General features: G+C 70.3%; 28 protein-coding genes. 4 read left to right on the forward strand and 24 right to left on the reverse strand.

The window, feature by feature from the left end:
• Positions 1 to 5 precede the first annotated feature (5 nt).
• The 17 genes from AB1285_RS12725 to AB1285_RS12805 form a co-directional block, all read right to left on the reverse strand.
• The gene (locus tag AB1285_RS12725; RefSeq protein WP_370428947.1) at positions 6 to 1,370 is read right to left on the reverse strand and encodes a hypothetical protein; all 1,365 of its coding nucleotides are present in this window, start codon (positions 1,368 to 1,370) and stop codon (positions 6 to 8) included.
• Positions 1,371 to 1,434: 64 nt separating this feature from the next.
• Positions 1,435 to 1,893, reverse strand: coding sequence for a hypothetical protein (locus AB1285_RS12730; protein ID WP_232089166.1), 459 nt, complete (start codon positions 1,891 to 1,893; stop codon positions 1,435 to 1,437).
• The gene (locus AB1285_RS12735; protein ID WP_259952738.1) at positions 1,890 to 3,461 is read right to left on the reverse strand and encodes a hypothetical protein; all 1,572 of its coding nucleotides are present in this window, start codon (positions 3,459 to 3,461) and stop codon (positions 1,890 to 1,892) included. Before AB1285_RS12735 ends, AB1285_RS12730 begins: the two co-directional genes overlap by 4 nt.
• Positions 3,458 to 3,790 carry a hypothetical protein gene (locus AB1285_RS12740; protein WP_370428948.1) on the reverse strand — a complete coding sequence of 111 codons (333 nt, stop codon included), beginning with the start codon at positions 3,788 to 3,790 and terminating at the stop codon, positions 3,458 to 3,460. Before AB1285_RS12740 ends, AB1285_RS12735 begins: the two co-directional genes overlap by 4 nt.
• Positions 3,791 to 3,819: 29 nt before the next feature.
• The gene (locus AB1285_RS12745; protein ID WP_187663167.1) at positions 3,820 to 4,110 is read right to left on the reverse strand and encodes a WXG100 family type VII secretion target; all 291 of its coding nucleotides are present in this window, start codon (positions 4,108 to 4,110) and stop codon (positions 3,820 to 3,822) included.
• Complete coding sequence (locus tag AB1285_RS12750; protein WP_187663166.1) at positions 4,110 to 4,475, reverse strand: YbaB/EbfC family nucleoid-associated protein; 366 nt, start codon at positions 4,473 to 4,475, stop codon at positions 4,110 to 4,112. Before AB1285_RS12750 ends, AB1285_RS12745 begins: the two co-directional genes overlap by 1 nt.
• A gap of 87 nt (positions 4,476 to 4,562) precedes the next feature.
• Positions 4,563 to 6,251: a S8 family peptidase gene (locus AB1285_RS12755; RefSeq protein WP_429977472.1), complete on the reverse strand. Its 1,689-nt coding sequence runs from the start codon at positions 6,249 to 6,251 to the stop codon at positions 4,563 to 4,565.
• On the reverse strand, positions 6,252 to 7,646 hold the full coding sequence (locus AB1285_RS12760) for a hypothetical protein (RefSeq protein ID WP_280568908.1): 1,395 nt from the start codon (positions 7,644 to 7,646) through the stop codon (positions 6,252 to 6,254).
• Positions 7,636 to 8,973 (reverse strand): S8 family peptidase, encoded by a 1,338-nt coding sequence (locus AB1285_RS12765; protein WP_370428950.1) that lies wholly within the window; start codon positions 8,971 to 8,973, stop codon positions 7,636 to 7,638. The genes AB1285_RS12760 and AB1285_RS12765 overlap by 11 nt, the downstream gene beginning before the upstream one ends.
• Complete coding sequence (locus AB1285_RS12770) at positions 8,973 to 9,380, reverse strand: hypothetical protein (RefSeq protein ID WP_280568913.1); 408 nt, start codon at positions 9,378 to 9,380, stop codon at positions 8,973 to 8,975. The genes AB1285_RS12765 and AB1285_RS12770 overlap by 1 nt, the downstream gene beginning before the upstream one ends.
• 124 nt (positions 9,381 to 9,504) lie before the next feature.
• The gene (locus AB1285_RS12775) at positions 9,505 to 9,798 is read right to left on the reverse strand and encodes a WXG100 family type VII secretion target (RefSeq protein ID WP_167945426.1); all 294 of its coding nucleotides are present in this window, start codon (positions 9,796 to 9,798) and stop codon (positions 9,505 to 9,507) included.
• A gap of 29 nt (positions 9,799 to 9,827) precedes the next feature.
• Complete coding sequence (locus tag AB1285_RS12780) at positions 9,828 to 10,142, reverse strand: WXG100 family type VII secretion target (RefSeq protein WP_187663161.1); 315 nt, start codon at positions 10,140 to 10,142, stop codon at positions 9,828 to 9,830.
• 192 nt (positions 10,143 to 10,334) lie between these two features.
• Complete coding sequence (locus AB1285_RS12785) at positions 10,335 to 11,066, reverse strand: hypothetical protein (RefSeq protein WP_259952754.1); 732 nt, start codon at positions 11,064 to 11,066, stop codon at positions 10,335 to 10,337.
• A gap of 7 nt (positions 11,067 to 11,073) precedes the next feature.
• Complete coding sequence (locus AB1285_RS12790; RefSeq protein ID WP_187663159.1) at positions 11,074 to 11,844, reverse strand: hypothetical protein; 771 nt, start codon at positions 11,842 to 11,844, stop codon at positions 11,074 to 11,076.
• A 24-nt stretch (positions 11,845 to 11,868) separates the two neighbouring features.
• Complete coding sequence (locus tag AB1285_RS12795; protein ID WP_187663158.1) at positions 11,869 to 12,180, reverse strand: hypothetical protein; 312 nt, start codon at positions 12,178 to 12,180, stop codon at positions 11,869 to 11,871.
• A 35-nt stretch (positions 12,181 to 12,215) separates the two neighbouring features.
• Complete coding sequence (locus AB1285_RS12800) at positions 12,216 to 12,872, reverse strand: hypothetical protein (protein WP_363444825.1); 657 nt, start codon at positions 12,870 to 12,872, stop codon at positions 12,216 to 12,218.
• On the reverse strand, positions 12,869 to 13,165 hold the full coding sequence (locus AB1285_RS12805; protein WP_366237357.1) for a WXG100 family type VII secretion target: 297 nt from the start codon (positions 13,163 to 13,165) through the stop codon (positions 12,869 to 12,871). The genes AB1285_RS12800 and AB1285_RS12805 overlap by 4 nt, the downstream gene beginning before the upstream one ends.
• A gap of 155 nt (positions 13,166 to 13,320) precedes the next feature.
• Between AB1285_RS12805 and eccD the strand changes: the two genes are divergently transcribed.
• The 3 genes from eccD to AB1285_RS12820 are packed head-to-tail and all read left to right on the forward strand — an operon-like array spanning position 13,321 to position 17,324.
• Positions 13,321 to 14,655, forward strand: coding sequence for a type VII secretion integral membrane protein EccD (gene eccD / locus AB1285_RS12810; RefSeq protein ID WP_259952760.1), 1,335 nt, complete (start codon positions 13,321 to 13,323; stop codon positions 14,653 to 14,655).
• 3 nt (positions 14,656 to 14,658) lie between these two features.
• Complete coding sequence (eccB, locus tag AB1285_RS12815; RefSeq protein ID WP_370428951.1) at positions 14,659 to 16,014, forward strand: type VII secretion protein EccB; 1,356 nt, start codon at positions 14,659 to 14,661, stop codon at positions 16,012 to 16,014.
• A complete protein-coding gene (locus AB1285_RS12820; RefSeq protein ID WP_363444831.1) occupies positions 16,014 to 17,324 on the forward strand; it encodes a S8 family serine peptidase in 1,311 nt (436 codons plus the stop codon). The genes eccB and AB1285_RS12820 overlap by 1 nt, the downstream gene beginning before the upstream one ends.
• 15 nt (positions 17,325 to 17,339) lie before the next feature.
• Here the strand turns inward: AB1285_RS12820 and AB1285_RS12825 are convergent, their stop codons facing one another.
• Positions 17,340 to 17,552, reverse strand: coding sequence for a hypothetical protein (locus AB1285_RS12825; protein ID WP_429977473.1), 213 nt, complete (start codon positions 17,550 to 17,552; stop codon positions 17,340 to 17,342).
• 4 nt (positions 17,553 to 17,556) lie between these two features.
• Here AB1285_RS12825 and AB1285_RS12830 point away from each other — a divergent pair, with 4 nt between their 5' ends.
• Positions 17,557 to 17,796, forward strand: coding sequence for a hypothetical protein (locus AB1285_RS12830; RefSeq protein ID WP_429977474.1), 240 nt, complete (start codon positions 17,557 to 17,559; stop codon positions 17,794 to 17,796).
• Between the two features lie 63 nt (positions 17,797 to 17,859).
• Here the strand turns inward: AB1285_RS12830 and AB1285_RS12835 are convergent, their stop codons facing one another.
• Genes AB1285_RS12835 through AB1285_RS12860 form a run of 6 tightly spaced genes read right to left on the reverse strand, consistent with a single transcriptional unit; the run spans position 17,860 to position 25,837 of the window.
• Entirely contained in the window at positions 17,860 to 18,534 is a 675-nt protein-coding gene (locus tag AB1285_RS12835) for a hypothetical protein (protein WP_280568938.1), read from the reverse strand.
• Positions 18,531 to 19,358, reverse strand: a complete 828-nt coding sequence (locus tag AB1285_RS12840) for a PP2C family protein-serine/threonine phosphatase (RefSeq protein WP_370428953.1) — start codon at positions 19,356 to 19,358, stop codon at positions 18,531 to 18,533. Before AB1285_RS12840 ends, AB1285_RS12835 begins: the two co-directional genes overlap by 4 nt.
• Positions 19,355 to 20,938 (reverse strand): DUF5684 domain-containing protein, encoded by a 1,584-nt coding sequence (locus tag AB1285_RS12845; protein WP_370428954.1) that lies wholly within the window; start codon positions 20,936 to 20,938, stop codon positions 19,355 to 19,357. Before AB1285_RS12845 ends, AB1285_RS12840 begins: the two co-directional genes overlap by 4 nt.
• The gene (locus tag AB1285_RS12850; protein ID WP_429977475.1) at positions 20,935 to 23,484 is read right to left on the reverse strand and encodes a transglutaminase domain-containing protein; all 2,550 of its coding nucleotides are present in this window, start codon (positions 23,482 to 23,484) and stop codon (positions 20,935 to 20,937) included. The genes AB1285_RS12845 and AB1285_RS12850 overlap by 4 nt, the downstream gene beginning before the upstream one ends.
• On the reverse strand, positions 23,481 to 24,851 hold the full coding sequence (locus AB1285_RS12855; RefSeq protein ID WP_363588128.1) for a DUF58 domain-containing protein: 1,371 nt from the start codon (positions 24,849 to 24,851) through the stop codon (positions 23,481 to 23,483). The genes AB1285_RS12850 and AB1285_RS12855 overlap by 4 nt, the downstream gene beginning before the upstream one ends.
• Complete coding sequence (locus AB1285_RS12860; RefSeq protein WP_370428956.1) at positions 24,848 to 25,837, reverse strand: AAA family ATPase; 990 nt, start codon at positions 25,835 to 25,837, stop codon at positions 24,848 to 24,850. Before AB1285_RS12860 ends, AB1285_RS12855 begins: the two co-directional genes overlap by 4 nt.
• Positions 25,838 to 25,855 lie beyond the last annotated feature (18 nt).

Here is a 25,855-nt window from a genome sequence, read left to right on the forward strand (position 1 = left end):
CCCGCTCATCCGGCCATCATTCCACGAACCAGGGAGAGCGCATTCGCGTAGAGCAGGGCTGACGGTAGGGCGAGCGCGACGGCGAGCCACTCGAACGCGTCTCCGACCCGCGACCACACCAGCGACTTCGCGCCCTTGGACACCGGGATGACGACGGCCACCGCCGCCAACCCGACGAGGAACAGCAGGGCCGCTCCGAGCAGGTGGAAGCCGCTCCCGAGGGCCGCCGCGACCTGGATGCCGGCGACGAGGCAGACCACGGCGGCCGCGGCACGGGGGAACCACCGGAGGAGGCGCGAGGTGGTGTGCCGCGGCGTGAGCAGCAGGGCGAGCGCGAGGCAGCAGAGGAGAGCGATCCCGCCGGATACCACGAACGCGTCATCGGGCCAGGGCCGCAGGAACGCGACAGGAGCCATCGCCGCGGCCACGATGCTCAGCACGGCGGTGCCCGCGATGAGGCGCGCGGAGGAATCGTCGACCACGGCGGTGATGCGCTCCGGACGCAGCAGCCCGACCGACTCGGGGATGGCTCCGCGCACGGTCCACCGGCTGGTCATGAAGTGCTTGTAGTCGATGAAGTAGCCTTCGGGCAGGTTGACGAGGCTGCTCGGGAGGGCACGCAGGCCCAGCGGAACGAGGCCGAGCGAGACGGCGGCGGCCTCCGCCTCCCCCCACCGCAGGAGCAGGGCCAGGCCCCAGACGGCGGCGAGGCCCACGAGCAGCACCGTCGCCGTCCCGGCCGCGGCGCGCATCGGGCGAGCCCTGGCCGTCACGGCGATGATCGCGGTGGTGACACCCGCCGCGAGGAACCCGGCGGCGGTCGACAGGTGCGACGCGTCCTCCAGCCCGGCCGGGATGAGGAGAACGCCGGCCGCGAACGACAGCAGCACCGGCGCGAGCACCCCGAGGATGCCGCGCACTCCCGCCGCGGAGTCTCGTCGCGCCCACGCGACAGCGCCACCGATCGCACCGGCCGCGACGAGGAGGGCGACGAGAAGCCGGATCAGTGGATCGACGGCGCCCTGGGCGAAGACCGCGACGAGCAGCATCCCGCTCACGGCCAGCAGCCACCACCGTGCGCCGTGGTCGGCGCGCGTCTGGTCCGTCGCCTTCTCCGCCGGGCGCGCCTGCGGAGCCAGAGCCGTGCGGTCGATCAACGCATAGAGGCCGCCGTCGACGAGGTCTTCGCACTCGGTGTCGCCGGGGATCTCGTATCCCCCGGGGCCGATCGTGACGAACCGGTCCGCGTCGGGGATCCCGCTCAGGGTGAGGGCGTCCTCCAGCGTCTCGTCGAGCGGCAGGGAGAGGTCGATGCGACGATCTTCGCTCTGGAGGACGATCCGACGCCGCTCTACGATCTCGACTGACACACCTGCACCCTATCCACTGCGCGAGGCTCTCGCCGCGCGGCGCCGCCGCAGGCACTTCGGGGGATCACGATGCCCCCGCTCCGACGGCGTCGATGATCTCGCGTGCGCCGTCGGTCGTGAGCGTGACGTGCCCGTACACAGACGTGTCGACGACTCCCGGGACCAGCCGCTCCATCATCGATTCGAGGTCGATGGCCGCACCGTCGACGTCACGGACCGCAAGCTCGATGTCATCGGTCGGCAGATCGTTCTCATCGATGATGATCTGAAGAACCGACGCGAGGTCCGACTCGGTGAACTCCGCATCATCGAGATAGACGCCGACCGACAGCTCGAAGGAGAGGCCGCTCGTCGCCTTCTCTGCAAACGCCTCGGTGACTCCGACATCGGAGGCCAACAGCGCCGCGGGGATCTCCTCGACCTCGTCGTCCGCCAGATCGCCAGCTACGAGCGAGCAACCGGTAAGGGAAGAGACCGCCCCTGCGAGAAGCGCGGCGGCAGCAAGAGCGCGATGACGCCTCAATGCTCCACCCCCGAATACACCTGGTGGTCGATGACCTGCCCCCCGAGTCCGGCGAGATCCCAGGGGTCTTCGCCATCGTTCTCAGACCGATAGTGTCGTTCCCACGCGGCGACGGATTCCGCGTACGCATCATTGTCGTGCGCATCGAAAAGGTGCTTTCCTGGCGGGTCGGGGAGCGTGATCTGATGCATGTTAGGCGGCAGAACCGTGATCGGCGTGTGCGGGACGTCGATGGGGGCCAGCCCGGGTAGTCCGGGCACCGCCACCGCGCTTCCATCGGTCATCGGCACGACGTCCGATGCGTGTTGGAACGCATAGACGGGGACGTGCGGCGGCACCGCGAAGTTGTCGACGGGTGAACCGTTCGTCACCACCGCGAGCGGCTTGTAAGGGAAGGTCGGGTCGGCAGCGAGGTTGGCCGCCATGATGCCTCCCTGGCTGAAACCGGTCAGGACGACATCAGCGCCGGCGGGAATCCCCGCTTCCTTCATCGCCTGCAGGACCGCGCGCTCATACTGTCCACGGAAGACCGGGTTGTCCATCATGAGAGCCAGGTTGCTGTCGCGGTCGTTCATCGCACCGTGCGGCCCGTCGAACTCCCACGGCTGCGTCGAGGGCAGCGACACCACCCAGTGGGTCGAACCGTCCGCCGCCCGCACCTGCTTGATGTCGATGACCGTCGCGTCCTGACCGCCCATGGCGTCCGTCGTCGTGTTCACCGCGACGAGATCCGAGAGGGAGCGCAGGTTGGTGACTTCGTGCGCCTCGATCCACGCGAGGAGCGCCCTCCCGCTCAGGTCATCCGGGTCGATCTCCCGCACGTTCACATCCGTGTCGAGGAAGTCGTCCAGCACATTGCCGCCGAGCACTCCGAGCGGGCCGCCGAACAGCCCCCCGAGCACGGGCATCATGTCGGCGATCACTCCGCGGAGCCGCTGCAGCGCGTCGCCGACCAGCGGGACGAGCTTGTACAGCAGCTCCGCGAGTGAGACGACGGCGCTGATGAGGTTCTTCACGAGCGCGCCACCGACCGTGACGAACTCCGCGGCGGAGTTCGCGAACCGCTCGAGGTCCTTGAGCTTCGACAGCGGGTTCACCGACCATCCGAAGAGGTCCTCGGCGAATCGGCTGAGACGGCCGAGGAAGTCGCAGATCAGCACGCGGGTGGACTCGATGATGTGCGAGACCGCACGCACGGCGCTCGCAGTCGCGCCCGTCCACTGCACGCCGTCCTCGCTCACGGAGAGCACATCGGAGAAGCGCTCGCGCAACGCCCTGACCGTGCGGCCGTCCAGGTCGACCAGCCGACGATCAGCGTCGCTGAGCATCGCGTGCGTCCTCCCGAGCGCGCGCTCCGCGTCCTCCCAGCGCGCCGCGAAGGCGCCGACGGTGCCCGGGTCGCCGAGCAGATCGTCGAACCACTCGCGGAGGGGCTGGATGTACTGGATCAGCAGACCGGCGATGCCGGGGATGCTCGCACAATCGGCCTGCGCCGACGTGTAGCCCGCAGCGCCCGCTGCCCAGGACCCGGATCGCACCTGGCCGCTGATCGCGGCGACCGCGGTCACAGGGCCTGTCCTTCGATCGCGCGGAACGTCGTCACGGCGGTCTCCTCCACCTCGCGGAACTGTCCGACAGTGGCCGCGAGAGCAGCGGATGTCAGTGCCGAGAGCGCGCTCGCCGTCGCGAGCGTCGACCGGGATGCCTCTGCGAGTGCCGACACCGCCGGGCCGAGCAGGGGGGTGCACAGCACCCCGAACGCCTCTCCGCCCACGCCGCCGGCCGCGTTCGCCGCGGCGCCGCGCAGGATGTCCGCGGCATCCGAGAGCGCCCGCACATGAGCCTGCAGCAGATCCGCGTCGACGACGATCTGCTGGTTCGCCGCTCCCGTGGTCATTTCCATCCTCCCGACATCGTCATGTTCAGTTACCCCCCGAGTGCGCGCTGGCCGGCCAGGTCCGTCTCGGAGTACGACGTCGCGAGATCGTCCAGGGTGGTCGCGATGGCCTCGACGAGGGCGCTGCGCTCCCGCATCGACAGGTCGAAGCGCCCGTGCGCGGAGTCGAACGCGGACTGGGCCTCCCCCGACCACGAATCCCGCAGCACGCCGGCGATCCCGACGAGCTGCTCCAGGGCCGCGTCGATGTTCGCGGACGCATCGCCGATGGAGCGCGCAGCCGCGGCCAGGCGGGACGGGTTGACCTCGATCGTCGCCATCAGCGGTACCCGAGGGTGTCGTCGCCCGGAGCCGGAAACGCGACCTGGACGTCCCGCCGGACAGCGTCGACCAGCCCGGAATCCGCACCGAGCGTCTGCGCCAGGGACTCGACCACGGCGTCGGCCGCCGCGCGCTGAGCCGCAGCGATCGTGTCGGTGATCGTCGCGCCGAGCGCGATCGCATCGTCGACGGCGCTCGACAGCCGTACCTCGGCGATCGCCCCGGTCGGCTGCGCCACCACCGTGACCCGACCGTCCGACGACGTGACCGTCGCCGTGGTCTGCGTCGCCTCGGCAGACACCCGCGCCGCTTCTTCCGCGAGCACACGCGAACGCGCGATCTGCGCATCGATCTTCGCGTTCAACGCCTCCATAGACGCGAGAACGTCATTTCCCTCCGGCATCTTCTTCCCCCTCCGTTCGGTCACAACGAGTCGAGTGACCGATTGCGCTTACTGCTCATGACTGTGCCCTTGCGCGGCGGTCTGTCGTCGTGACGAGCTGGTCAGCACCACGGCGAGGACCACCCCGCCGATGACGAGCATGGCGAGCACCGCCCCACCGCCGATCAGCAGCGGCGCGAGATCTGTCCCGGCGGTACCCGAGCCGGATCCCGCCTCACTCGTCGGCTGCGGAGAAGCGCTCGCGGCGAGCAATGCGGCTTCCTCGTCCACGTTGGCCTGCTGGGGAACAGCGTTCTCATCGTCGGCGTCCCAGAGCGGGTTCACATCCGGGTACTTCGTCGGATCGACAGCCAGCATGCCGGAGAGCGATATCGCCCCGTACCCGCCGCTGTTGTTCCACTTCGGTTCGTGCTCGCCCTTCGTCCCGGTGTTGTGGATCATGCTCTGGATGAGCTGATTGGACGTCGCCTCCGGGTACTTCTGCTTCACGACCGCCAGGAAGCCGGCCGCGATCGGCGTCGCCAATGAGGTCCCCGAACGCAGTTGCTGCGCGTCCCACGAGTCCGCGGTGCCCTGCGCGATGATCTCCAGCCCCGGAGACGCCACCTTCACGTCCTCACTCAGATTCGGCGAGGGCTCGGCGAGCACCGGATCGTACGTCGAGTACTGGATCTTGCCATCGGGGCCGAACGCCTGCACGGCGACGACACCGTTGTAGCTCGAAGGCCAGTCACCGACCCCGCCCACATTCGGCAGCGAACCCAACACCACGACTCCGGCCGCATGAGCCTTCGCCACCGAATCCGCGGCGTCGACCAGCCCGCCCAGCGAAACCGAGATGATATCCGCACCGTCGTCCACCGCCGCCGAGATCGCCTTTGCCAGGCCGGAGGGGCGGCGCATTCCTTCATCGCTCAGATCGTCATTGATCAGCTCGCCGTTCTCCTGCAGGCAGGTGGACTCGACGTCGTTCCCCTCCGGCGCGCTGGTGGTGATCATCGAGTTGTAATAGAGCACCGTCGCGCCCGGCGCCACACCCTTGATGGGGGTGCCGCCGACCGCCTCTCCCGTGCCCAGGATCATCGAGGCGACGTTCGTGCCGTGATTCGCCGCGACATAGTCCGAGGAGATCGCGTCATACCGCTTTCCCGACTCGTCGAAACAGAACGACTCCTCCCGCACCTGGAGGTCAGCGCCCCGCAGACCGGGAGCATCCGGATTCACCTGGGTGTCGATCACGGCGATCGTCACTCCGGAACCGTCGAGGCCGGCGTCCTGTGCGGCCTGCACCTCGCCCCGGTTGAAGTACCACAGCCCGCCCTCGGACTCATCCGATGCCGCCGCCTCACCGGAGGCCCGAGGCTCGGTATGCGGCTGGGGGACAGGGCCGTCGCAGGCGATCGATCCGGTCAGCTTCGCGGGGTACCGCTGGGCATCATCGGCCGTGACACTCACATCGTCACCGGGTTTCGAGATCGCAAGCCCGTGCGCACTGGTCGAGTCGCAGGTGATCTGGTCCGGCTGCAACGTCAGAGTCTGCTCTCCGCCGCCGGTCACGGAGGTCACCGTGAGCACCGTCGCGCCGCTCGACGCGCAGCCCGCAAGCGAAAGCGCAGTCAACGCCGTAGCAAGGGACGCTGCCGCCGCCCGCCGCATCCCGGACACGGCGCGCCGACGGGTCAGCTCACTGCGTCCACTCATCCCCATACTCGCCAGTCCGAACCACAGCGGCGTCATTCAGTTGGCAGGCTCGTCGCGGGATCCGGCGCGAGCACCCTTGGCGCGGGGGCCGGCTTCCTCTTCGTCCTCCAGCTTCGGCGCGATAGGACCACCGAGGCCCGAACGCTTCGCCTTCTCCTCCTCGTCGGCGCCACCGGCGCCGCCCATCATGCCCATGCCCGGACGGCCACCGGCTCCTGCCGCGCCGGAGGACCCGGTGCCCGAGGCACCCGCCCCGCCGACGCCGCCGGCACCGGCCATACCGCCGGGGCCTCCTGCTCCACCGACGCCGCCGAGACCACCGACGGCGGAGTTACCGAGCAGACCGCCACCGGCCTTGAGCCCAGCGCCTGCGCCCGGCCCCAAGCCGGCACCGCCGAGTCCGCCCATGCTGCCGAAGCCGGCGATCTTCGAGCTCGCCGCAATCGCCGCCGCACCGGCGCCACCGCCCACGATGCCGCCGAGGCCGCCACCACCCGCACCACCGCCCGGGACATATCCCCCGGGGCCGGTCGGGTATCCGCCACCCGTTCCGCCGCTGCCCGCGCCGCCAGGGCCACCGGGAAGCACGCCTCCGCCGGGAGAGTCGATCGACGGGTCCTTTCCGCCGGGAAGCCCGGGACCTTCGCCCCCCGGTACCACCGGGTCCCACCCGATCCCGGGTCCCCCCGGATTCGTCGGGGGCGTGGGGAAGCCGGGGTGCGCAGGAGAGGTCGGAACGGGCGGCTGATACGTGCCGACCCCGCCGCTGGGCGCCGGGGTACCGCCGACACCGGGAGCAGAGCCGGAGGGCACGCCGCCGATTCCCGGGGATCCGATCCTCGGGGCATCGATCTCAGGGCCACCCGTGGGTCCGTCGTCGATCTTCTCGCTGTTCGAGGAGTCGATCCGGACCTGATTGAGTTCCGCGGATGCCGCGCTCAGTTTCCTCGTCGGCTCCAGCAGCGCCTTCTCGACCTTCTCGACGATGGCCCGTGCCGCCTCCTCGCGCTGGTTCCCGAGGAAGTCCCCGATCACGTCCAAGGCCTTGTCGGCGGCGAGCGGTCCCAGCACGGGGTGGACCACGAAGGAAGCACCCTTCGCTGCGTTGGCCCAGAACGGATCGACCGCGGCCGAGGGAAGTTCCGCTGAGGCCGCCGTGCGCCGTGCTTCGTTGCCCTCGCCGACGGCCGAATCGATCACGGTCACGATGTTCCGGATTCGGGTGAACTTGTCTCGGATCTCGTCGACAGCGGCCGTAGCAGCTTCCGCCGAGCTCCCCGTCCAGTACTCCGACTTTCGGGCGTTCGCGAGCGCACCGTCCAGCGACTCCAGCGCGTGGATCAGCGCCGACGTCTTCGGGATGATTGAATCCGACAGGGCTCGAATGCGATTCAGTTCCGCCTCGTACCCGCCGCTCTGCTTACCGGCCATGGTTGCCCCCTTGTTCCGTTGTCTGTCGACGTGATGATCGTGTCAAGACGATCGCGAGAGTGATGCCGCCCACGACCAGCACAGCAACGATGACACCGCCGATCACCCACGGCATCGCCGACACATCCGATGGTTGCTCAGCCCCGCCGGGCGCGGAAGAGGGTCGTGGACTCGCTGTCCCATTTTCCCGATCCTGTGCCGCCTTGACCTCGTTCACCATCGCAAGTGACGGGGAGGCGTTCGGATCATCGGCATCGAAGATCGGATTCTCATCCGGGTACTTCGTTGGATCCACCGCCAGCATCCCGGCAAGAGACGCCGCGCCGTATCCCGTGCCGGAGTTCCATTTCGGCTCGTGCTCGCCCTTCGTGCCCGTGTTGTGGATGAGACTCTGAATCAGCTGCCCCGCTGTAGCTTCCGGATACTTCTGCTTCACGACCGCCAGCATCCCCGCCACGATCGGCGTCGCGTACGACGTCCCCGATCCGAGCGACTGCGCCTCCCACGAGTCCGACGCGCCCTGCAGCAACAGACCGATTCCCGGGGCGGCGGCGATGACGTCGTCACTCACGTTCGGCTTCCCGTACTGCCCGTTCTGGATCTTGCCGTCCTCACCGAACGCCTGCACGGCCACGACACCGTTCAGACTGGCCGGCGGGGAGGCGATCCCATCCTCGTTCGGCATACTGGCGACCACCACCACGTCGTTGGCGTAAGCCTCCGCGATGCCCTTCGATGCGTCCATGCCACCGGAGGAGATGGAGATGATGTCCGCCCCGTCAGCCACTGCGTCCGAGACGGCATGGTCCAGCCCTGTCCGGTTGTCCGCCGCCAACTTGCTGCCACCCTCCTGCAGACACTCAGCATCCTCGCCCTCGTCGTCGAGGACACCGTCGACCACCGGCGCAGTGTAGAACAGCATCTCCACCCCGGGCGCGACGCCCTTCACCGGGGCGCCGCCAGTGGGTGCCTCCCCCGTTCCCACGATCATCGATGCGACGTTCGTCGCATGATGGGAGGCCACATAATCTGTCGCGACCGACGGATACGGCGTCCCAGACGCATCCAGACAGTACGACGGCTCCCGGACCGTCACGTCCGCCCCGCGGAGACCGACCGCATCCGGATTGATCTGACTGTCGATCACGGCCACCTTGACACCGGAACCATCGAAGCCCGCATCGTGAGCTTCCTGGATCCGGCCACGATCGAACCACCACAGACCGGACTCTGCGGTGTCCGCAACCGCAGCCGCCGGCACGAGGGCCGCGAACGCCAGGCCGGTGAGACCGACGATCGCGGCAACCCCACGAAACGCACGCTGCATCAGAAGTCGGCGTCCTCGGGCTCGGTGGACTTGTCGGCGGCATCCGCCTTCACGCCATCGCTCAGACCACCCCCGACCGGAGTCATCGACTCGGTCTGCTCGACAGCCGAGTCCAGCAGAGAAACGATCAGTTTCGTCTCATCTGCCAGGGCGGCGTCCTGCTCCGCGAGCTGGAGGACCGCCGCACGGATGGTGTCGTGCGTATTCTGCAGCTTCTCGATGGCACGCTCTGTCGCATCGCCCATTTCGCGCGCGGCATTGGCGACAGCCTGATGGAACTCGCGAGTCGTGCTCGACGCCTCGCCTTCGACGACAGCCACCTCTGCAGGACTCGGAAACTCCTGCAGTTCGCGCAGAAGCCGCTTCAGCTCGGCGAACACTCCATCGAAGTCGACTGCGATGCTCATCGACGCCCCCTCTTCTTTCCTCCGGCGATCCCGTCACGCCTGCTGTACCGTCCGGTGGCTCACCGAAAAGCACAGCAGACGGCGCGGGCCCGACGCATCTCTGCGCCAGACCCGCGCCTCGGGTTCACGCGCCGAAGCGCCCCGCAGCCGACTTGTCGGTCTGCACGTACTGACCCGAGATCTCCTCGGTCTTCCCGGCGATCTGCGTGAGCAGCTGCTGCATCTCGCTCAGCGAGCGGTTCCACTTGGCCTGCGCCTGGTCGTAGGCCTGCTGCGCGGCACCATCCCACGCCGCACGCAGCTTGCCGACCTCGGACTCGAGGCGGTCCAGCTCGGAACGAATACCCTGCGACCCGCTGCGGATCTGCGCCGCGAGAGCGTTGACCTGCTCCGGGCGAACGGACATCGACTGCATCATGTTCTCCTTGAAATCTCTGCGGTCTGCGCTCAGGCGCCCATCATCGAGCCGAGGCCCGAGATGGTCTGCTGGTGAGCTTCTTCGGTCGCGGCCTGGTCGCGCTCGGTGCCGGCGAGGGCATCCTCGAGCGTCACGAGGACCTCGTTGAGCTGACGAGCCTGCTCGTCCCACCGCGACATCAGCGTGGTGAACGATGCGGCAGCCGCACCCGTCCAGAACCCGCGCAGCTGCTCGATCTCACCGCGGACCTTCTTGGTCTGCTGATCGATCCCGGACTTCGTCTCCCGCACGGCCTGGGCTCCGCGACGCAGAGCCCCCTCTTCTGCGGAGATGACATCAGCCATTACTCACTCCCTCCGGTCCCCATGAGGACACACGCGGGGGAGCGCCTTCCCGATACGGGACGACTTCGGAACAACCCCCGACCAATCTGTTTCCGCACATAGGCTAAGGCAGGTCGGTGCCCATTTCCAACGGCCTGGACAGATCCGTATGGAAATTTCTATGTTCGATCGATGAATGAGTGCCCTCACCACTCAGAACCCGTGCTGACGGACGAAGTCCGCGAATCCTTCGCCGGCTGAATCGCCACCGACGAAGGTGGGGACCTCGAGCAGGAACGTGTCGGTGAATCCGTCGCCACCCGGAACCACGACGTCGATCGGGTAGCTGCCCCCGAACGCCAGCACGCGCGGTGTCCCTCCCGTGGCGGACGCATTCTGCACTGCCGCGACGATCGCCGCGGTCACGTCCACGCCGTTGATGCGGTACTCCGTGCCGTCGGGCAGCCGTTCCGCACCCGACATGTCCACCCCGACCGTCTCGGACGACAGATGGACGAGGCGATGCTCCGGGACCGTGCCCTCCTTCGGGATGCGGACGAGGTGCATGGTCTCGTCCCTGGTGTCGTCTCCGACCTGGTACCGCACCTGTACCTGCGCGCCGTCCGCGACCGTCTCCGCCCGGGTGACCTCGACGAGTTCAGGCCTCGAATCGACAGACGAGTACACCTCGTCGGCGAGCAGCAGCGCCTCGTCGGCGTCGATGTCGACGTCGAGGTCGGTCATCAACGCCGCCGATCGCGCATCTCCGTCCTCGAGGAGTTCGAAGAAGTTCTCGACCGTGGCTTCTGCCTGCAGGTCGTCGATGCTTGTCGCGATCGGCTGCACCGGCGACGCCGGAGCACACGCGCTCATGGAGGCGGCCAGGCAGAGGGCCCCCGTCCACGCGAGCAGTTTCCGCGCACGGCGGATGCGGGTTTCGTGCATGATCACCTCAGTAGATGACGGCAGCCGGCCAGGTGCCGTTCGGGAAGCCGTAGAGATTGGCCATCCCCTGCTTGAGCGAGTCGGCGGTGCTCTTCGATGCGGTGAAGTTCCGGGCCAGCTGCGCCGTCATGTCCACCGCGAGTTGCGCAAGGTTCGTGCAGACATTCACGATCTTCGGCACGATGTCGAGCCACTTCAGCGGGTCTGCCGAGATGAACTCGGACGCCGCATCGACCTGGTCGAGCATGTAGGTGATCATCCGCTCACCGAAGTCGATCCACGCGTTGAGGATCTTCTCCGCGTACTCGTTGAGAAAGTCCATCATCGAGTCCGTGTACCCCGCCAGGGTGTCCATCGCGGCCTTCTGCCGTTCCGCGAGGTCACCGTAGCCATCGCCGGGGTCGCCCTTCCACGTGCTGTCCGCGCGCAGGTAGGAACCTTCGATCGTCGTCTTCGAGCCGGTGATCTTCTGTTTGACCGTGATCCATTTGTCGTGCTTCGCGTACATCGCGAACGGATTGCCGGGACTCAGATAGTCGGCGATCGTGGCGACGAACTCGTTGTACTTCTCGATGGCGTCGTTGAGACGTTCCCTGACCTCGTTCATGGTGTTCTTGAACCAGTCGAGGAACTTATCCCAGAGGCTGATGTCGCCCTTCTTGGCGTCGTACGCCTCGTTGCATTCCGTGAGCTTCTGGCCGGTCTCGGCGATGCCGTCGGTGACGTTGCGCACCAGGTCGTCGAACGAACCCTGGTCGGTGGGTGTGATGAACTCCATGTTGTTCCTCTCCGAGGCTCCGGCTCAGCCCTGATCCAGCAACCACTGCGAGTAGCCGTCGGCCGCCTCGTAGTTCCGCTTCGTCTGGACAAGCTTGTCCGACACGGCCTGGAGCGCGATCTTGGCATCGTCGACGAGCGTCGAGATCGTGTCCTGCGCCGTGTTGTAGTTCTCTTCGGCACCGACCATGTGTCCGATTCCGTCCATCTCGAATCGGGCCAGTGCGCACTCCTCGACGATCCCGGCCACTTCGCCGTACGTCGTGGACAGGTCGCTCCACACCTTCGAGTCCGCCTCGAGATCTTCGAGCGCCGCCTCATAGTCTTCGTAACTCATGGTCCTCCGTCGTCGCTATGCGGGTGCAGGGGTGGTCAGTGCGAGGGGTGGGTGCGGGCGCGGACGGATGACACGACCGCCTCGAGCTCCGGCAGGTCACCGAGCACGCGGTCACGCTGATCACGCAGCCAATGGTCCGCTTCCTGGAACAGTCCGACGATCTCGGACGCGAGAGTCTGTTCGGGCGTGAACTGGACGTTGTAGGGGTCGACGTCCAGGGCGCGAGGAGTCCCGCCGACCAGCTCGAGCGTCACGTTTCCCGACGGGCTGCGCAGCTGAATCGACTCGCGCGTCGCTGCTTCGACGGATCGCCGATAGTCATCGAGTTCGGAGAACGCGGCGAGAAGGTTGCCGAGCCGAGCGCTGAGGGCGGCGCGGCCCTGCGTTCTCGGCGTCTCCACGGTGGGGGCGGTCTCGCCCGCTGAGGCGCGGTGCCCCAGCTCCTCTTCCAGTTCCACCTTCGTCTGATTCCTGGACGCCTCGCTCGCATGGAACAGCCGCAGGATCAGCGGACCGACATCCTCCGCGCGCACCGATCGCCACCACTGCGGCGACAGGCGCAGCAGGTCGAACGCACCGTCGGCCCCGACCGACACCTGTACGAGCCCATCATCGTCGGACACTGTCCAGATCTCGGGATCCGCCGCGCGCAGGGCTCCCAGACGCTCATGCGTCGAATCGTGATTCGTCATGCCTCACTCCACAAGCTCTTGGTGGACCGCTGTGCGTTCGCGAAGACATCGTTCGAGTCCCCGGTCCGTCGCTGCACGCGGTCGAGCTCGTCCTGCATCTCCTGCATCAGTGCATTCCAGCGCCCCTGGGCGTGCGCATATGCGCGATAGGCCTCGCCGCTCCACTCACCTGCGAGCCGGTCCAGGCTCGCCTGCAGGTCGCCGAGCAGTCGCGCGATCTCGTCGCGCGCCCCACGGAGCTCACCGACCAGCGCCTCGATCTGCGAGCCGCCGATCTTCATCTCTTCCGACATCTCCCCCGCCTTCCTCCGGTCGCGCGACGCCGCCATCGCTCGTCCACGCGTTCGCAACAGATAGTATCTGGCCTGTCAACTAGAGTGAGTCCGGGCCGGACCCCCGCAACGCCTGCGGCGGGAGAGCATCGCACACGTGGGGGGACACCACCGATATGAGCCAGAGCGGCACCGTGGCAGGAACCGTGCTGCGGATCTCCGTGGTCAGCGACGACCGCAGGCTCGACGTGGGGGTGCCATCGCAGGTCCCCCTGGTCGAGATCATCCCCGGCTTCGCTCGGAGTCTGGGCGTGCTGGATCCGACCCTCACGCACGGCGGATACGCGCTGCAGCGGGCGGACGGCACGCCCCTCGACCCCGCTCGCGGCGCCGCGGCCCAGGGCGTGCACGACGGCGAGCTGCTGACCCTGGTGCGCGGCGGGCTCATGCGCGAGCCGCGCATCTACGACGACGTCGTGGAAGCCGTGATCGACGCGACGGCGGAGCAGCACAACTCCTGGACGCCCGCGGACAGCTCCCGCACCGCCCTCTTCGTCAGCCTCACCTTCCTCGCCCTCTGCGCCGTGCTCCTCGTCGCGACGCCGCCGACGTCTCTGCTCCCGGCGATCATCGCGGGATCGGGCGCGGTCGTGCTCAGCGTCGCGGCCGCGGTGCTGATGCGGCTGCGGCAGCCCGAGGCCGGTCATGCGCTCGGCCTCACCGCCGCGGCGTACGGCGGGCTCGCGGGCTACCTCGCGGTCCCCGCGCAGAGCATCTGGGGCTGGCCGCTCGCCGCTCTCGGGCTCGGACTCGTCGTCGTCGGAGGCCTCAGCCTGGCCGTCACCCAGGACAAGCCCGAGATCCACCTCGTGCCCATCGCCCTCGGCGCCTCGGTCGGGATCACGGCCACGGCGGCCGCGGTCTTCGGCGATCCGCTCGCCTCGTACGCCCTGATGCTCGCGACCACGGCGCTGCTCGCGAACGGCATCCCGTGGCTGGCCCTGAGCTCCACCCGCATCCGGGTGATCTCGCCGCAGAGTGATGCCGACATGTTCTCCGCACCGCAGCCCATCGATGCCGAGGAGGTGAAGCGTCGCGCCGCGGCCGGTACCCGCACGCTGATCGCGCTCCGTGCCGCGCTCGGCCTCGCCGCCCTGATCGCGACCCCGCTCGTCGCCGCCAGCGGTGTCACGGGCGCCGTGCTGTGCGTGCTCGCCTTCGTCGGCATGATGTTCCAGTCGCGGCAGATGCACGCCCGTCTCGGTGTGCTCGTGCTGATGACGATCGGGGCGATCGGCCTCGCCGCGACCGGCGTGACCGTCGCTCTCGCCCTCCCCGACGTGCGCACCTGGATGCTGCTCATCCTCGTGGTCGCGACCGTGGTCCTCATCGGTCTCACGCTGCTCACGCCGAAGGCCCGCCTCCGCCTCACGCGACTCGGCGACACGGTCGAGGTCGTCGCGCTCGCCCTCCTGCTCCCGCTCGGCGTCATCACGGCGGGGCTCGTCTGACCGATGGCGACCAAGAAAGACCTGATCGAGGCCCAGGGCTTCAGCCGACGACGACTCCTCTCCGCCTTCACCGGCGGCGCCCCCGGCGGCAAGGAGCTCGAACCCGCCAAGCCGCTGCGCGCCGTCATCGCGGGCATCGCCCTCACCGTCGGCGTGATCCTCGTCGGCGTGTTCTGGGGCATCATGCAGCCGGGCCTCCCGGGCGACTGGCAGAACAACCGCCTCATCGTCGCCACCGACACGGGCGCCCGCTACGTCTCGGTCGAGGGGACGCTGTACCCCGTCATCAACACCGCCAGCGCCCGCCTGCTCATCCCCGCCGGCGAGTTCAAGGTCGTGCGCACGGATCAGGCCGCCCTCGACGGCATCCCGGTCGGCGGCTCGATCGGCATCCTCGGCGCGCCCGACGACCTGCCCACCCCGCGTGCCCTGATCAACACGGCATGGACGGCGTGCGTCGACGACGCCGCCGGCACCGCCGTCTCGCTGTCGGGGACGCCGATCGCGGCACCGTCGACGGGCACGGGCGCTGTGGTGCAGCGTGGCGACGAGCTCTTCGTGATCGCCGGCGGCCTGCGATACGCCGTCCCCGCCGACGACGCCAACGCGGTGTTGCGCGCGGTCGGCCTCGGCACCAGCGACGTCATCGAGGTCGACGGGCGCTGGCTCAACCTCTTCGAGAGCGGCGCCGATCTGGAGCCGATCCGGCTGAACGCCGTCGGCGCCCAGGTGCCGGGGACCGACCTGACGGCGGGCACGATCGTGCACGTGCAGGGCAGCCCCGCGGACGAGCGCTACGTCGCGCTCGCGACCGGAGAGCTCGCGCGCCTCAGCCCGCTCGCGTACCAGCTCTACCTGCTCGGCAGTGCGCAGGAGGCCGGCACGGACGAGGAAGAGGTGTCGCCGGCGGAAGTGGCCGACGTGCCCACCGTGCCGAACGCCGGTGGCGACGACTGGCCCACGCTTCCGCTGACGCCGCTCGCATCCGACGAGACGCCGTGCGCGGTCCTGGGTGACGACGCCCGCACCGTCCTCGGGTCCACCAGCACCGAGCTGCCGGAAGGTCGCGACCGCGTCGGCGTCACCGTCGGCGGCGGGGCCCTCGTGCAGACGAGCGGCCCGTCCGATGAAGCGGTGGGCATGGCCGTTCTCGTCGACGAGTCCGGCACCGCCTACGCCATTCCGGGCGCCGTCCTGGACGAGTCGGCCGAAGACGCGGCGAGCGGCCCGCTCGCCCAGCTCGGCTACACCCCGGGCGACGTCGGACGGGTGCCGAGCACGTGGATCGACTTCTTCGCCGCCGGGCCGGCGCTGACCACCGAGGCCGCGAGAGAGTCGCCCGGCTCCGGGGACGAGTGATGCGCCGCCGTGCCGCTCTCGCCACCCTCGTGGTGGGTGCTGCCGTGCTGGGGACGCCGGCCGCCGCGGTGGCCGCGCCGGCTGCCCCCACGACGATCGTGTCGATGGCGACCGGTGCCTGCGAGCCCGGCACCGTGGTGTTCGCTGCGGAGGCGCCGTCGGCACTCACGGCCCTCGGGGCGGAGGATGCGAACCGTCTCGCCACCGGGAAGGGCATCGTGGTGGCGGTCGTCGACTCCGGAATCGACGCCGGCAACCCGCACCTCGCCGGTGTCGTCGTCGGCGGTGTGAACCTCGTTGGCGACGGGGAACGCGCTGACGGCTTGAGCGATCTGACCGGGCACGGCACCGCCATTGCCGGGCAGATCGCGGCGCAGCCCGTCTCCGGCTCCGGTGTCGTGGGCCTCGCCCCCGACGCGCGCCTGCTGTCCGTGCGCGCGTTCCGCAGCGATTCGCCGCAGGACGTCGACAAGGGGTGGGGCCCGAGCGCCCAGCGCCTCGCCGACGGCATCAACTGGGCGGCCGACAACGGCGCGGACATCATCAACGTCTCGTCGTCACAGGAGACGGACTCGCCTGCGCTGCGCGGGGCGGTAGAGCACGCTGCTGCGGTCGGAGCGCTCGTCGTCGCCAGCGGCGGCAACAGGGCCTCCGACCCCGAGGCGGAAGACGGAGCCCGGTATCCCGCCGCCTACGAACAGGCCCTCGGCGTCAGCGCGGCCGACGCCAACGGCCTCGCGACCGACAGCTCGATCCACGGGCCGCAGGTCGGCGTCACGGCCCCCGGCGCGAATGTCCTCACCGCGGCGACGGGCGGCGGCGACTGCCTGTTCGCCTCCGACGCCCCGGCATCGAGCTTCGCCACCGGCTACGTGAGCGCGGCGGCCGCGCTGGTCGCCCAGGCACACCCGGACGATCCTCCGGCGGGGTGGGCGTATCGACTGACGGCCACGGCACTCCGCGCCGATGCCGACAACCGCGACGACGTGAACGGCTGGGGCTTCATCCGGCCGTCGGCCGCCATCCAGCTCCTCCCCGACCCCACCACGCGCGGGCCCGTCAGCCCCTTCTTCGACACCGCGGAGAGCGCGGTGCGACCCCCGGTCGTGAGCGTCGACCCCGACCACGGCGTGCCGCCCTTCATCCTCACCCGCGAGGTGGCGCTGATCGCCGCGATCGCCGGAGCGACCCTGCTCGGGGTCCTCGGCATCCTCATCGTGCTCCGGCGACGCCGGGAGTCCCCGCCCGACGCGGCGGCCGACGTCGAACGACAGGGCGGCCTCCTCGACCGCCCCGAGCCCGAGGTCTGAGAGTCAGAGGCCGACTCACCGGCCGGCGGCTGCCGCCCGTCGCGCCCTGACGACCGCCCCCACGAGCACCGCACCGGTGATCATGACACCTCCCGCCAACGGGAGCAGGAGCAGCCCGACGGCCGCGCTCTGCTGGTTCTGAACGACCTGACCGTAGACGAAGGCCCCCATGCTGCCCAGCACACCGACGAAGAGCGCCGCCGCGACGAGCCAGAGCAGTGGGGTCATCGCGGTGAGCGTCGTCGACGGCTCCCGGACGAACCGGAAGGCTAAGCCGGCGAAGAGGAACGACACCGCTGCGACGACCAGAGCCACCAGACCCGCGAAGAGGAATCCCGGGTCGGTCCCCGCCGCGACGAGCGAGGGAATCGCGACGATCGTCGTCAGAGCACCGAACACAAGAGCGAACACGCCGGCGACACGTGACCTGCGCGACGTGTTGCTCGTCGTCGCCGACCGCTTCACACCCTGATCCATCCGTCCGTCCCCTCCACCGACGTCCCACCCTAGCGAGGACCGCACGGCGCCTGCTTCCTCAGCCGAAGACGACGAAGCCCAGCACCACGAGACCGGCCACCGACACGACGCTCGCGCCGACGGTCGCAGCGAGGGTGAAGACGCTCCACCGCTGCGCCTGCTTGGCGACGGAGGGCAGCCCGGGCTCCACCACCCGCGTGGGTGCGGCCGCCCCGACGACGACGGGCGGGGCGACGGGGGTGCGGGGTGCCGGTCGGGGCTTGTAGATCGCGGGGGCCGGTGCACCGTCCGGGGCGGCGAAGGAATCGACCGTGAACCGCGGCCCGGCGGTCTCGGGTGCGATGCCGTCGCCCGCTGCGGCGGCACCCTTCTTCCGCCGCAGGCGTCGAGCCGGACGCGCGACCGCCACGGTGGCGTCCTCGGGGGCGTCGGCCGCCGGAGGTGCGGACCGATCGACGACCACGGTCGCGTCGTCGATGGCCTCACCCGCGGCGTCCTCGGGCCCGGCATCGTCCGGCTCATCGGCGACGGTGCCTTCTGGCGCGTCCACTGCGGCATCGTCGGTCCGGTCGGGAGCCGGAGCCGTCTTCGCGCGATCCACCACGATGGTCGCCTCGTCGACGGCGGACGATGTGTCATCGGCCGCCGGGGGCACCGGGTCGGCGGCCGCTTCGGCCCGCCGGCGGTCCCGCCGCGTCAGTATGACGGTCTCCTCGACCTCATCGTCGCTCATCGCGCCCGTACCGGGACGGTCGTGCCGTCGAGCATCGAGTCGGTGAGCGCGGACACCGCGGCCCGTCCGCCCGTCGCGTCGTCGGCACGGGTCCGCGCGCCGCCGGAGACGACGTCGATCACGAGGACCGAGACGTTGTCGCGTCCGCCGCCCTGCAGCGCGCGGCGCACCAGAGCCGCCGCCGCTGTCTCGGGACGGCCGTTCATGGTCAGCGTCGCACGGATGGCTTCGTCGCTGACCTCGCCGGTGAGCCCGTCGGAGCACAGCAGGAGCCGCTCACCGTCGACGACGGGGAGGAGCCAGCTGTCCGCGGTGCTGTCCGGAGCGCCGACCGCCCGCGTGATGACGTTGCGGCGCGAGAACGAGGCGAGGTCTTCGGGGCGGAGCTCCCCGGCATCGACGAGCGCCTGCCCGAGGGAGTGGTCGATCGTGAGCTGCGCCAGCTCGGTGCCGTGGTGCCGGTAGACCCGGGAGTCCCCGACGTTGAAGACGAGCCAGTGCGGCGCGCCCTCGTGCTCCACGAGGGCCACACCCGTCACGGTGCTGCCTGCGCCGCGCTTGTGCGCGGCGGCGATCGCCTCGACCACGGCCGTGGCACGGCTCAGAGCGTCGCTGATGTCGCCGACGTCGACCGCTCGCCCCCGCAACGGCTCGAAGGCGGCGACGACGGCTGCACTGGCGCGGTCACCGGCGTCGTGACCGCCCATGCCGTCGGCGACCAGGAAGACCGGGCGTGCGTCGAGCACCGCATCCTCGTTGGCCGTCCGCGTGAGCCCGGTGTCGGTCAGCGCTGCGACCCGGAGGACGACGGATTCCACGGTCACGAATCGCGCTCCGCGACGACGTGCATGCCCACTTCGCCCAGGATGAACCGGCCGGTGCCGACCACGCTCTCCCCGGCGTCCAGGAGGGTCTCCGAGCCGTCGTCCGCGACCACCACGACGCCGTTGGTGGCGTGCAGGTCGGTCAGTCGCCACTCGTCCTCCTGCACCACCAGGCGGGCGTGGGTCTTCGACAGCGTGCGCGTGGTGTCCGGGATGGCCAGCCGCTGCTCGCCCGGCTCCCCCGTGGGATTCCGGCCGATCACGACGCTCGCACCGGACAGCGAGAACCGGCGACCGTCGTCCAGCACGAGGACCCGCCGCACGCCGCGCTTGCGGGCGACCACCACCGTGGCATCGAGGTCGTCGTCGGTCGGGCGCGGTGTCACCACGGTCTTGTCGACGTCGGGGACCAGACCGCCCGGGACCGCGAGCGCCTCTGTCGCGGGGGCAGGCGCCGGCGCGCTCTGCTCCGCCGCGGGTGCCGCAGCCGTCATCGACGGAACAGGGCGGATCGTGGGCATCTGCGGGGCCTCGGGCTGACCGCCGTCGCGGAACGAGGGCGGCACGGGTCGGACGACACGGTTCGCCTCCGGAGCCGGCGCGGGGGCAGCGGGCTCCTCGCTCGGCGACGAGTCCACGGAGGGAGCAGGGGCCGGCGCGGGCTGCGGGGCGGCCGGCGGTACGTCGCCCATCGCGGCCATGATGCCGGTCGTCGGCTGCGCGGGAGCGGAGGGCGTCGGCTGTGCGGCCGGGGAGGGTGGTGTCGGAGCCACCGCGGGCGGAAGCACGGGCGCCGCAGGCGGAACCGGGGCAGCAGGCGGAATCGAGGCAGTCGGCGGAACGGGAGCAGCCGCGGGCGACGGCGCGGGCGGCGCCGGTGGCGCGAACGACGGAGACGGCGTCGAGGACGACGGAGCCGGCGGCGCGGCAGGCGGAGCGAACACCGGCGGCGCGAACGACCTCGGTGCCGCGGGCTCGCCCTGCGGCGCACCCGCGGTCGGCGGGGCACCCGGGGGTGGGGTCGGAGCGACCGCGGGCGGCGCGGCGTAGTCCGGGAAGATCAGCGACGGCGCCTCCGGCGATCCGTTCCCCGCCGGAGCGAGGGAGGGGATCGTGTACCCCGAAGCGTCGCGCGTGGGAGCCGCGGAAGGCGGAGCACTACGGCGCGGACCCGGCTGGAGCGCCGCGAGTCGGTCCCCCTCCGGATAGGGCGCCGGGCCCCACGCGAGGATGGTCGCCCACACGGGCGGCAGGAGGATGGCGAGGACCGTCATCCCCGCGCCCCGTCCGAACCGCCGGTTGATGCGATGCGTGGCGACGACCTTGAGGTAGATGCCGTAGAGCTGCACGAGCGGGATGAAGTAGAAGACCACCGACCAGGCGGGCACTCCCCCGCGGGCGAGGATCTCGGCCTCGTTGAGGACGGGCACCCATCCCTTCCACCCTTCCCCGTCGATGCGGGGGAACAGGCGCGAGAGCGCCAGGGCGTACCAGACGTAGACGGCCAGGCCGACGAGCAGGCCGAGTCCGACGATGATGGCGAGCATCGTGGCCGGACCGGAGTCCGCGGGCGCGGTCATGAGTCCCCCTTCTTCCGGTCATCCAGTGAACCGGTCCCTCCGAGCGTACCTAGCGTGGGTCGCGCGCCGAAGCCGGGGAGACGCAGGGAGCGCGTCCTCGCGACGAAAGACGTCGGCCGCACACGCGTGCGCAGACGCTGCCACCGCGTCCCCGTCTTCGCCAGCTCCGCTCGCTCCGCATCCACGATCGCCCACGCGGCCGTCGCGTCGTCGGGAGTCGGCGGGTGCTCGGCGAAGACGGCGCGGTCCACGAGAGCGGCCAGCCGCTGCGCGGCCGCACGACCGCTCGACTGTGCGCGCTGCGTCCGGGTGCCCTGCGCGACCATGGGCACGTCGTGGTCGGCGTACACGTCGGCGAGCTCCTCCCAGGCGCCGGCGAGCCGGACCTCGGGGTCCGGGGCCGTGCGGCGCGCGTGGGCACGTCGACTCTTCGCGACCAGGAGCACGAGGAACGGCAGGGCCAGCAGGAGCAGGGCGAGCAGACCCAGTCCGGCCCCCGTGAGGATCGGCAGCAGGAAGGCGAGGACCTCCGAGCCCGGCTCCTCCAGCGGGGGCGCGTCGTTGTTCGCGTCGCTCTGCGCCTGCGGCGGGTCCAGTGCCTCGGACCGCGGCTGCTCCGGAACGGTCGGGTGCTCCGGCAGCTGCTCTCCCTCGGTGATGGCGCTCGGCAGCATCGCGTACTGCGGCGTCGCATCGACCGGGATCCACTCGTCGCCCGACGCACGCACCTCGACCCAGGCGCTCATGTTCGCGCCGGTGCAGACCTCGGTGCAGGCCGGGATCCCCGGGACCTTCTCCGCCGTCGCGAGTCGTGCGCCCAGCACCACACGGGATTCGAGACCCCAGTGCTGCGCGAGGAGCGCCGCGGCCACGGAGAACTGCTCGTCGTCACCGACCGCCGACACGAGCAGCTCGGGGTCGGCGTCGGGACCGGCCCGCCGCTCCTGCTCCGTCAGCTCGGTGAACAGCTCCTCGATGCGCGCGGCCGAGTGTCCGGCGTAGCTGGGCGCGAACGCGTACCCCTCGGACGCCTGGAGCGCCGCGATCCACCCCGCAGCGGAGGCGTCCTCGAGCAGCGCGTGGCTCAGGTAGCCCCGCGACCGGAGGCGATCGATCAGCTCGAGGTAGCCGGCGCCGGTGCGCGGCTGCTCCTGCATCTCCGCCCACTCGACGAGCGCGGGGAATCGATCGGCGTCGAGGGTCGACCGGCCGCCCTGGAGGGCCGTGATGTCGCCGGGCTTCTCCGGCGCATCGATCAGCACGGAGTAGCGGTCACCGGGCACGAGGCCCTCCCCGCCACCGGGCGCATCGGCGACGGTGATCGCGGTGTCGCCGTCGGCGTTCACATGGAAGCCGTCGGCGAGCGCATCGGCACGCTCCCCGGAGAATCCGGGCGCCTCCGCGAGTCCGGCGGGTGCCGGCACCCAGATCCCGCGGTAGGCGTCGCCGATCGTCACCTCCAGCGTCACCCGGCCGGAGCCCGGGAGGGCGGAGCGCGGCAGACGACTGAAGCGGTCGTCGGCGTCGATGTGGAAGTCCTCGCCGTCGTACGCGTCGAGGGTCACCAGGCGGAGGCGGTCCACGGCGCCGGGGTCGCCCTCCAGCTGCACCACGGGCGTGTCCAGCGTGTCGCCGGAGAACCAGGACCGGTAGGAGCTGAGCGGACTCGGCTGTTCCTGCACCACGACCATGGGTTCGATCTCGTCGCGGAGCACGGAGCGGTCGGACCAGCCGGCCGCGGCGGGGGCGATCGCGAAGCCCGCAGCCAGGGCGACCACGGCCAGCCCCGCCGAGAGGAGGTGCCGGCGCACGGTGAGCCAGGCGGGGGTCGCGCGACGGGAGATGTTCGCCGCCGCCACGCTGCGCAGCGCGGCGGCGCGCTGCAGGCGCGTGCGCCCGAGGAGCCAGACCAGCGACACCACGAAGACCGCCACCCCGACCAGCCATTCGCGCGGCGCGGGGAGCTCGATTCCCGCCACCGTCACGGGAGAGGACGTCCCGCTCACACCGAAGGCGATGCCGAAGACGCTCATCGCCACCACCACCGGGACGGCCGCCGCCGCCCGCTTGCCCCCGCCCCAGACGAGCAGCGTGGCGACGAATGCGCCGACCAGCATCACCACGAGGAAGGGGATGAGGACTGCCTGGTACTCCCCCAGCGGCGGATTCAGCGTGAGCATCTGCTTCCAGCCCAGCACGACCCCGAGCACCGCATCCCGCACACCGCCGAGGAACGCGGGCACGGAGGTGAGGGCGGAGGGGATGGCGAGCGGCACCGCGACGAGCAGGTACACGCCGGCCGCGGCGACCGCGGCGAGCAGCGTTCCCCAGCGCAGGACGCGCGCGACGACGGCGACGGCGATACCGAGGAGGCCGCCGATGATCCCGACGGCGAGGGCTCGGGACGACTCGTAGACGGGCCAGGCGGCCGCCGTGGCGAGGAGCACACCGGCCAGCACGTATCCCAGAGACCAGAGCAGAAGCGCCGACGGCACGAACCCCCGTCCGGATCGCGCGCGTCCGCGCTTCGGCCCGCCGGCGCTCACCGCAGCGCTCCGCGGGCGAGCATCTGGGGGAGGTCGCCGAGCGCACCGAGGGTCATCACCGCGAGCTCCCTGGCCGTCCGCATCGTCGGCTGCGCGCCGAGCTCACTGCGCACCGCGACGGCCTCCACGGCTGCCGGGAGCTTCACCGCCGCGTGACGCAGACGCTCGATCGGCAGGACGGAACCGGTGAGCAGGAACCCGATCGAGAGGTCGGGATACGACTGCGCCGTGAGAGCGGTGACGGCCTCGAGCCGCATCACCCGCGCCGTCTGATCGATCGTGGAGGTCGCGTCGAGGAGACCCTTGGGGGTGACCGTGGGCAGCGTACGGATCGACAGCACCTCGGCGCGGCCGTGCTCCGGGATCTCGTTGCTCACCGAGAACAGCACGTCCCTGCCGTCCCGCACACCCTGCAGCGCCAGCGAGGCGGCCGCGCTGACGGTGTTCTCGAACTCGTCGTCGTCGGCGTACGACTCCGGGTCGAGATCCAGGATGACGGCGATGCGCGCGTGCCGGGACTCCTCGTACTGCCGCACCATGAGGGTGCCCGTCTTCGCCGTGGACTTCCAGTGGATGTGGCGCGGCGAGTCGCCGACGACGTACTCGCGCACCGCGTGGAAGGAGAGGTCCGCGTCCACCAGAGTGGTGCTCGGCGTGCCCTCGAGGTCGCGGATCAGTCCCGCGCTGGTGCTGGGGAGCCGCACGGTCACCGGGTGCACGTGGATGCGCTGCACGTCCGGCCACCGGAGCTCGCGGCGGAGGATGCCGATCGGGTCGCCGCGGGTGATGGTCATGGGGCCCACGTCGATGACGCCGCGGCGGTGCGCGGCGATGGTCAGCTCTTCCCGATGATGCGCCCCCGGCCGCAGCAGCGGGACGTGCGCCTCGACGAGGCCCTCGCCCACCGGCACGTCCACGACACCGGGGAGCGAGAGGCGCTCGCCGTTGTTGCGGACGTCCAGGGTCGCGCCGATCTCGGCGCCCGCGACGACGCGGTCGCGATCGAGCACGAGATCGATCCGGTAGTCATGGGCACCGAGGATGAACGGGACGCAGGCCACCAGCAGCACGAGCGCGATCGTGGCCACCGCCCAGGCCTCCACCCAGCCGAACAGCAGCCCGGCGAGCACACCGAGCACCACCGCGACGGCCACGAGCATGCCCGCCGTGGTCACCGTCTCGCGGACCCAGCCGACGGTGGCCCTGGTCGCGCGGCCCACGGAGCGGGCGACGCGACGCGCGCCGAAGACCGCGCCGCGCACGGGACCGCGGCGCGTGCGGTCGTAACGCGTGACGGTGGACGTCCGCGTCGACGTGCTCGTGCCCGCGGTCGTCCGCGTCAGGCGGGATTCGGTGCTGAAGGTCACGCAGTGCCGTTCTCGCGCGGGGGTTCGACGTCGAGGAGGATCTGCCCGACGACGGCCACGGCCGTCACCCCGTCGAACTCGGCCTCCGGCTCGAGGACCAGGCGGTGCGCGAGGGCGACGACGGCGAGTTCGCGCACGTCGTCGGGGGTGACGAACGTGCGTCCGTTCTTGGCCGCCCACGTCATCACCAGGCGGGACAGCGCGAGGGCGCCGCGCACACTGGCACCGAGACGGACCTCGGACGCCCGGCGCGTGGCATCGACGATGCGCATGATGTAATCCGACACCAGCGGGTTCACGTACACGCCGCGCGACATCTCCGCCATCGTGAGGATCGTGTCGGTGTCCACGATGCCGTCGAGCACCGTCTTCAGGCGACCGGCGCCCTGCAGGATGCGCATGGTCGCCGCCTCGTCCGGGTATCCGATGGAGGTCTTGATCATGAAGCGGTCGAGCTGCGCCTCGGGGAGCCGGTAGGTGCCGCCCTGCTCGATGGGGTTCTGCGTCGCCATCACGAGGAACGGGGAGCCGACCGAACGGGTGACGCCGTCGACCGTGACCGTGCCCTCCTCCATGACCTCCAGCAGCGCGGACTGGGTCTTCGGGCTCGCCCGGTTGATCTCGTCGGCGAGCACGATGTTCGCGAAGACGGGCCCCGCGTGGAACTCGAACGTGCCCTCCTTCTGGTCGTACACCGTGATGCCGGTCACATCACCCGGGAGGAGGTCGGGCGTGAACTGGATGCGGCTGCTCGTTCCGTTGACCGTCTGGGCGACGGCCCTGGCGAGCGCCGTCTTCCCGGTTCCGGGGTAGTCCTCCAGGAGGACGTGGCCTCCGCTGACGGCGGTCGCGAGCACGAGCTCGACCACGTGGCGCTTGCCGAGGATCGCCTGCTCGACGTTGCCGGTCAGGATCGAGAACGTCTCGGCGAACCAGGAGGCCTGTTCGGGGGCGAGGGTGACGGGGGCGGCTGCGGTGGCTGGCATAGGGAAAGAGTATTCGTG

This window comes from Microbacterium sp. NRRL B-14842 (assembly GCF_050470785.1).

What these genes read in the sequence shown, in the direction of transcription:
- AB1285_RS12740 (WP_370428948.1), bottom strand. Translation starts at nt 3,790, where the DNA reads ATGACCACGGGAGCGGCGAACCAGCAGATCGTCGTCGACGCGGATCTG.
- AB1285_RS12745 (WP_187663167.1), bottom strand. Translation starts at nt 4,110, where the DNA reads ATGGCGACGATCGAGGTCAACCCGTCCCGCCTGGCCGCGGCTGCGCGC.
- AB1285_RS12755 (WP_429977472.1), bottom strand. Translation starts at nt 6,251, where the DNA reads ATGACGCCGCTGTGGTTCGGACTGGCGAGTATGGGGATGAGTGGACGC.
- AB1285_RS12760 (WP_280568908.1), bottom strand. Translation starts at nt 7,646, where the DNA reads ATGGCCGGTAAGCAGAGCGGCGGGTACGAGGCGGAACTGAATCGCATT.
- AB1285_RS12765 (WP_370428950.1), bottom strand. Translation starts at nt 8,973, where the DNA reads ATGCAGCGTGCGTTTCGTGGGGTTGCCGCGATCGTCGGTCTCACCGGC.
- AB1285_RS12770 (WP_280568913.1), bottom strand. Translation starts at nt 9,380, where the DNA reads ATGAGCATCGCAGTCGACTTCGATGGAGTGTTCGCCGAGCTGAAGCGG.
- AB1285_RS12775 (WP_167945426.1), bottom strand. Translation starts at nt 9,798, where the DNA reads ATGATGCAGTCGATGTCCGTTCGCCCGGAGCAGGTCAACGCTCTCGCG.
- AB1285_RS12780 (WP_187663161.1), bottom strand. Translation starts at nt 10,142, where the DNA reads ATGGCTGATGTCATCTCCGCAGAAGAGGGGGCTCTGCGTCGCGGAGCC.
- AB1285_RS12785 (WP_259952754.1), bottom strand. Translation starts at nt 11,066, where the DNA reads ATGCACGAAACCCGCATCCGCCGTGCGCGGAAACTGCTCGCGTGGACG.
- AB1285_RS12790 (WP_187663159.1), bottom strand. Translation starts at nt 11,844, where the DNA reads ATGGAGTTCATCACACCCACCGACCAGGGTTCGTTCGACGACCTGGTG.
- AB1285_RS12795 (WP_187663158.1), bottom strand. Translation starts at nt 12,180, where the DNA reads ATGAGTTACGAAGACTATGAGGCGGCGCTCGAAGATCTCGAGGCGGAC.
- AB1285_RS12800 (WP_363444825.1), bottom strand. Translation starts at nt 12,872, where the DNA reads ATGACGAATCACGATTCGACGCATGAGCGTCTGGGAGCCCTGCGCGCG.
- AB1285_RS12805 (WP_366237357.1), bottom strand. Translation starts at nt 13,165, where the DNA reads ATGTCGGAAGAGATGAAGATCGGCGGCTCGCAGATCGAGGCGCTGGTC.
- eccD (WP_259952760.1), top strand. Translation starts at nt 13,321, where the DNA reads ATGAGCCAGAGCGGCACCGTGGCAGGAACCGTGCTGCGGATCTCCGTG.
- eccB (WP_370428951.1), top strand. Translation starts at nt 14,659, where the DNA reads ATGGCGACCAAGAAAGACCTGATCGAGGCCCAGGGCTTCAGCCGACGA.
- AB1285_RS12820 (WP_363444831.1), top strand. Translation starts at nt 16,014, where the DNA reads ATGCGCCGCCGTGCCGCTCTCGCCACCCTCGTGGTGGGTGCTGCCGTG.
- AB1285_RS12825 (WP_429977473.1), bottom strand. Translation starts at nt 17,552, where the DNA reads ATGACCCCACTGCTCTGGCTCGTCGCGGCGGCGCTCTTCGTCGGTGTG.
- AB1285_RS12835 (WP_280568938.1), bottom strand. Translation starts at nt 18,534, where the DNA reads ATGAGCGACGATGAGGTCGAGGAGACCGTCATACTGACGCGGCGGGAC.
- AB1285_RS12845 (WP_370428954.1), bottom strand. Translation starts at nt 20,938, where the DNA reads ATGACCGCGCCCGCGGACTCCGGTCCGGCCACGATGCTCGCCATCATC.
- AB1285_RS12860 (WP_370428956.1), bottom strand. Translation starts at nt 25,837, where the DNA reads ATGCCAGCCACCGCAGCCGCCCCCGTCACCCTCGCCCCCGAACAGGCC.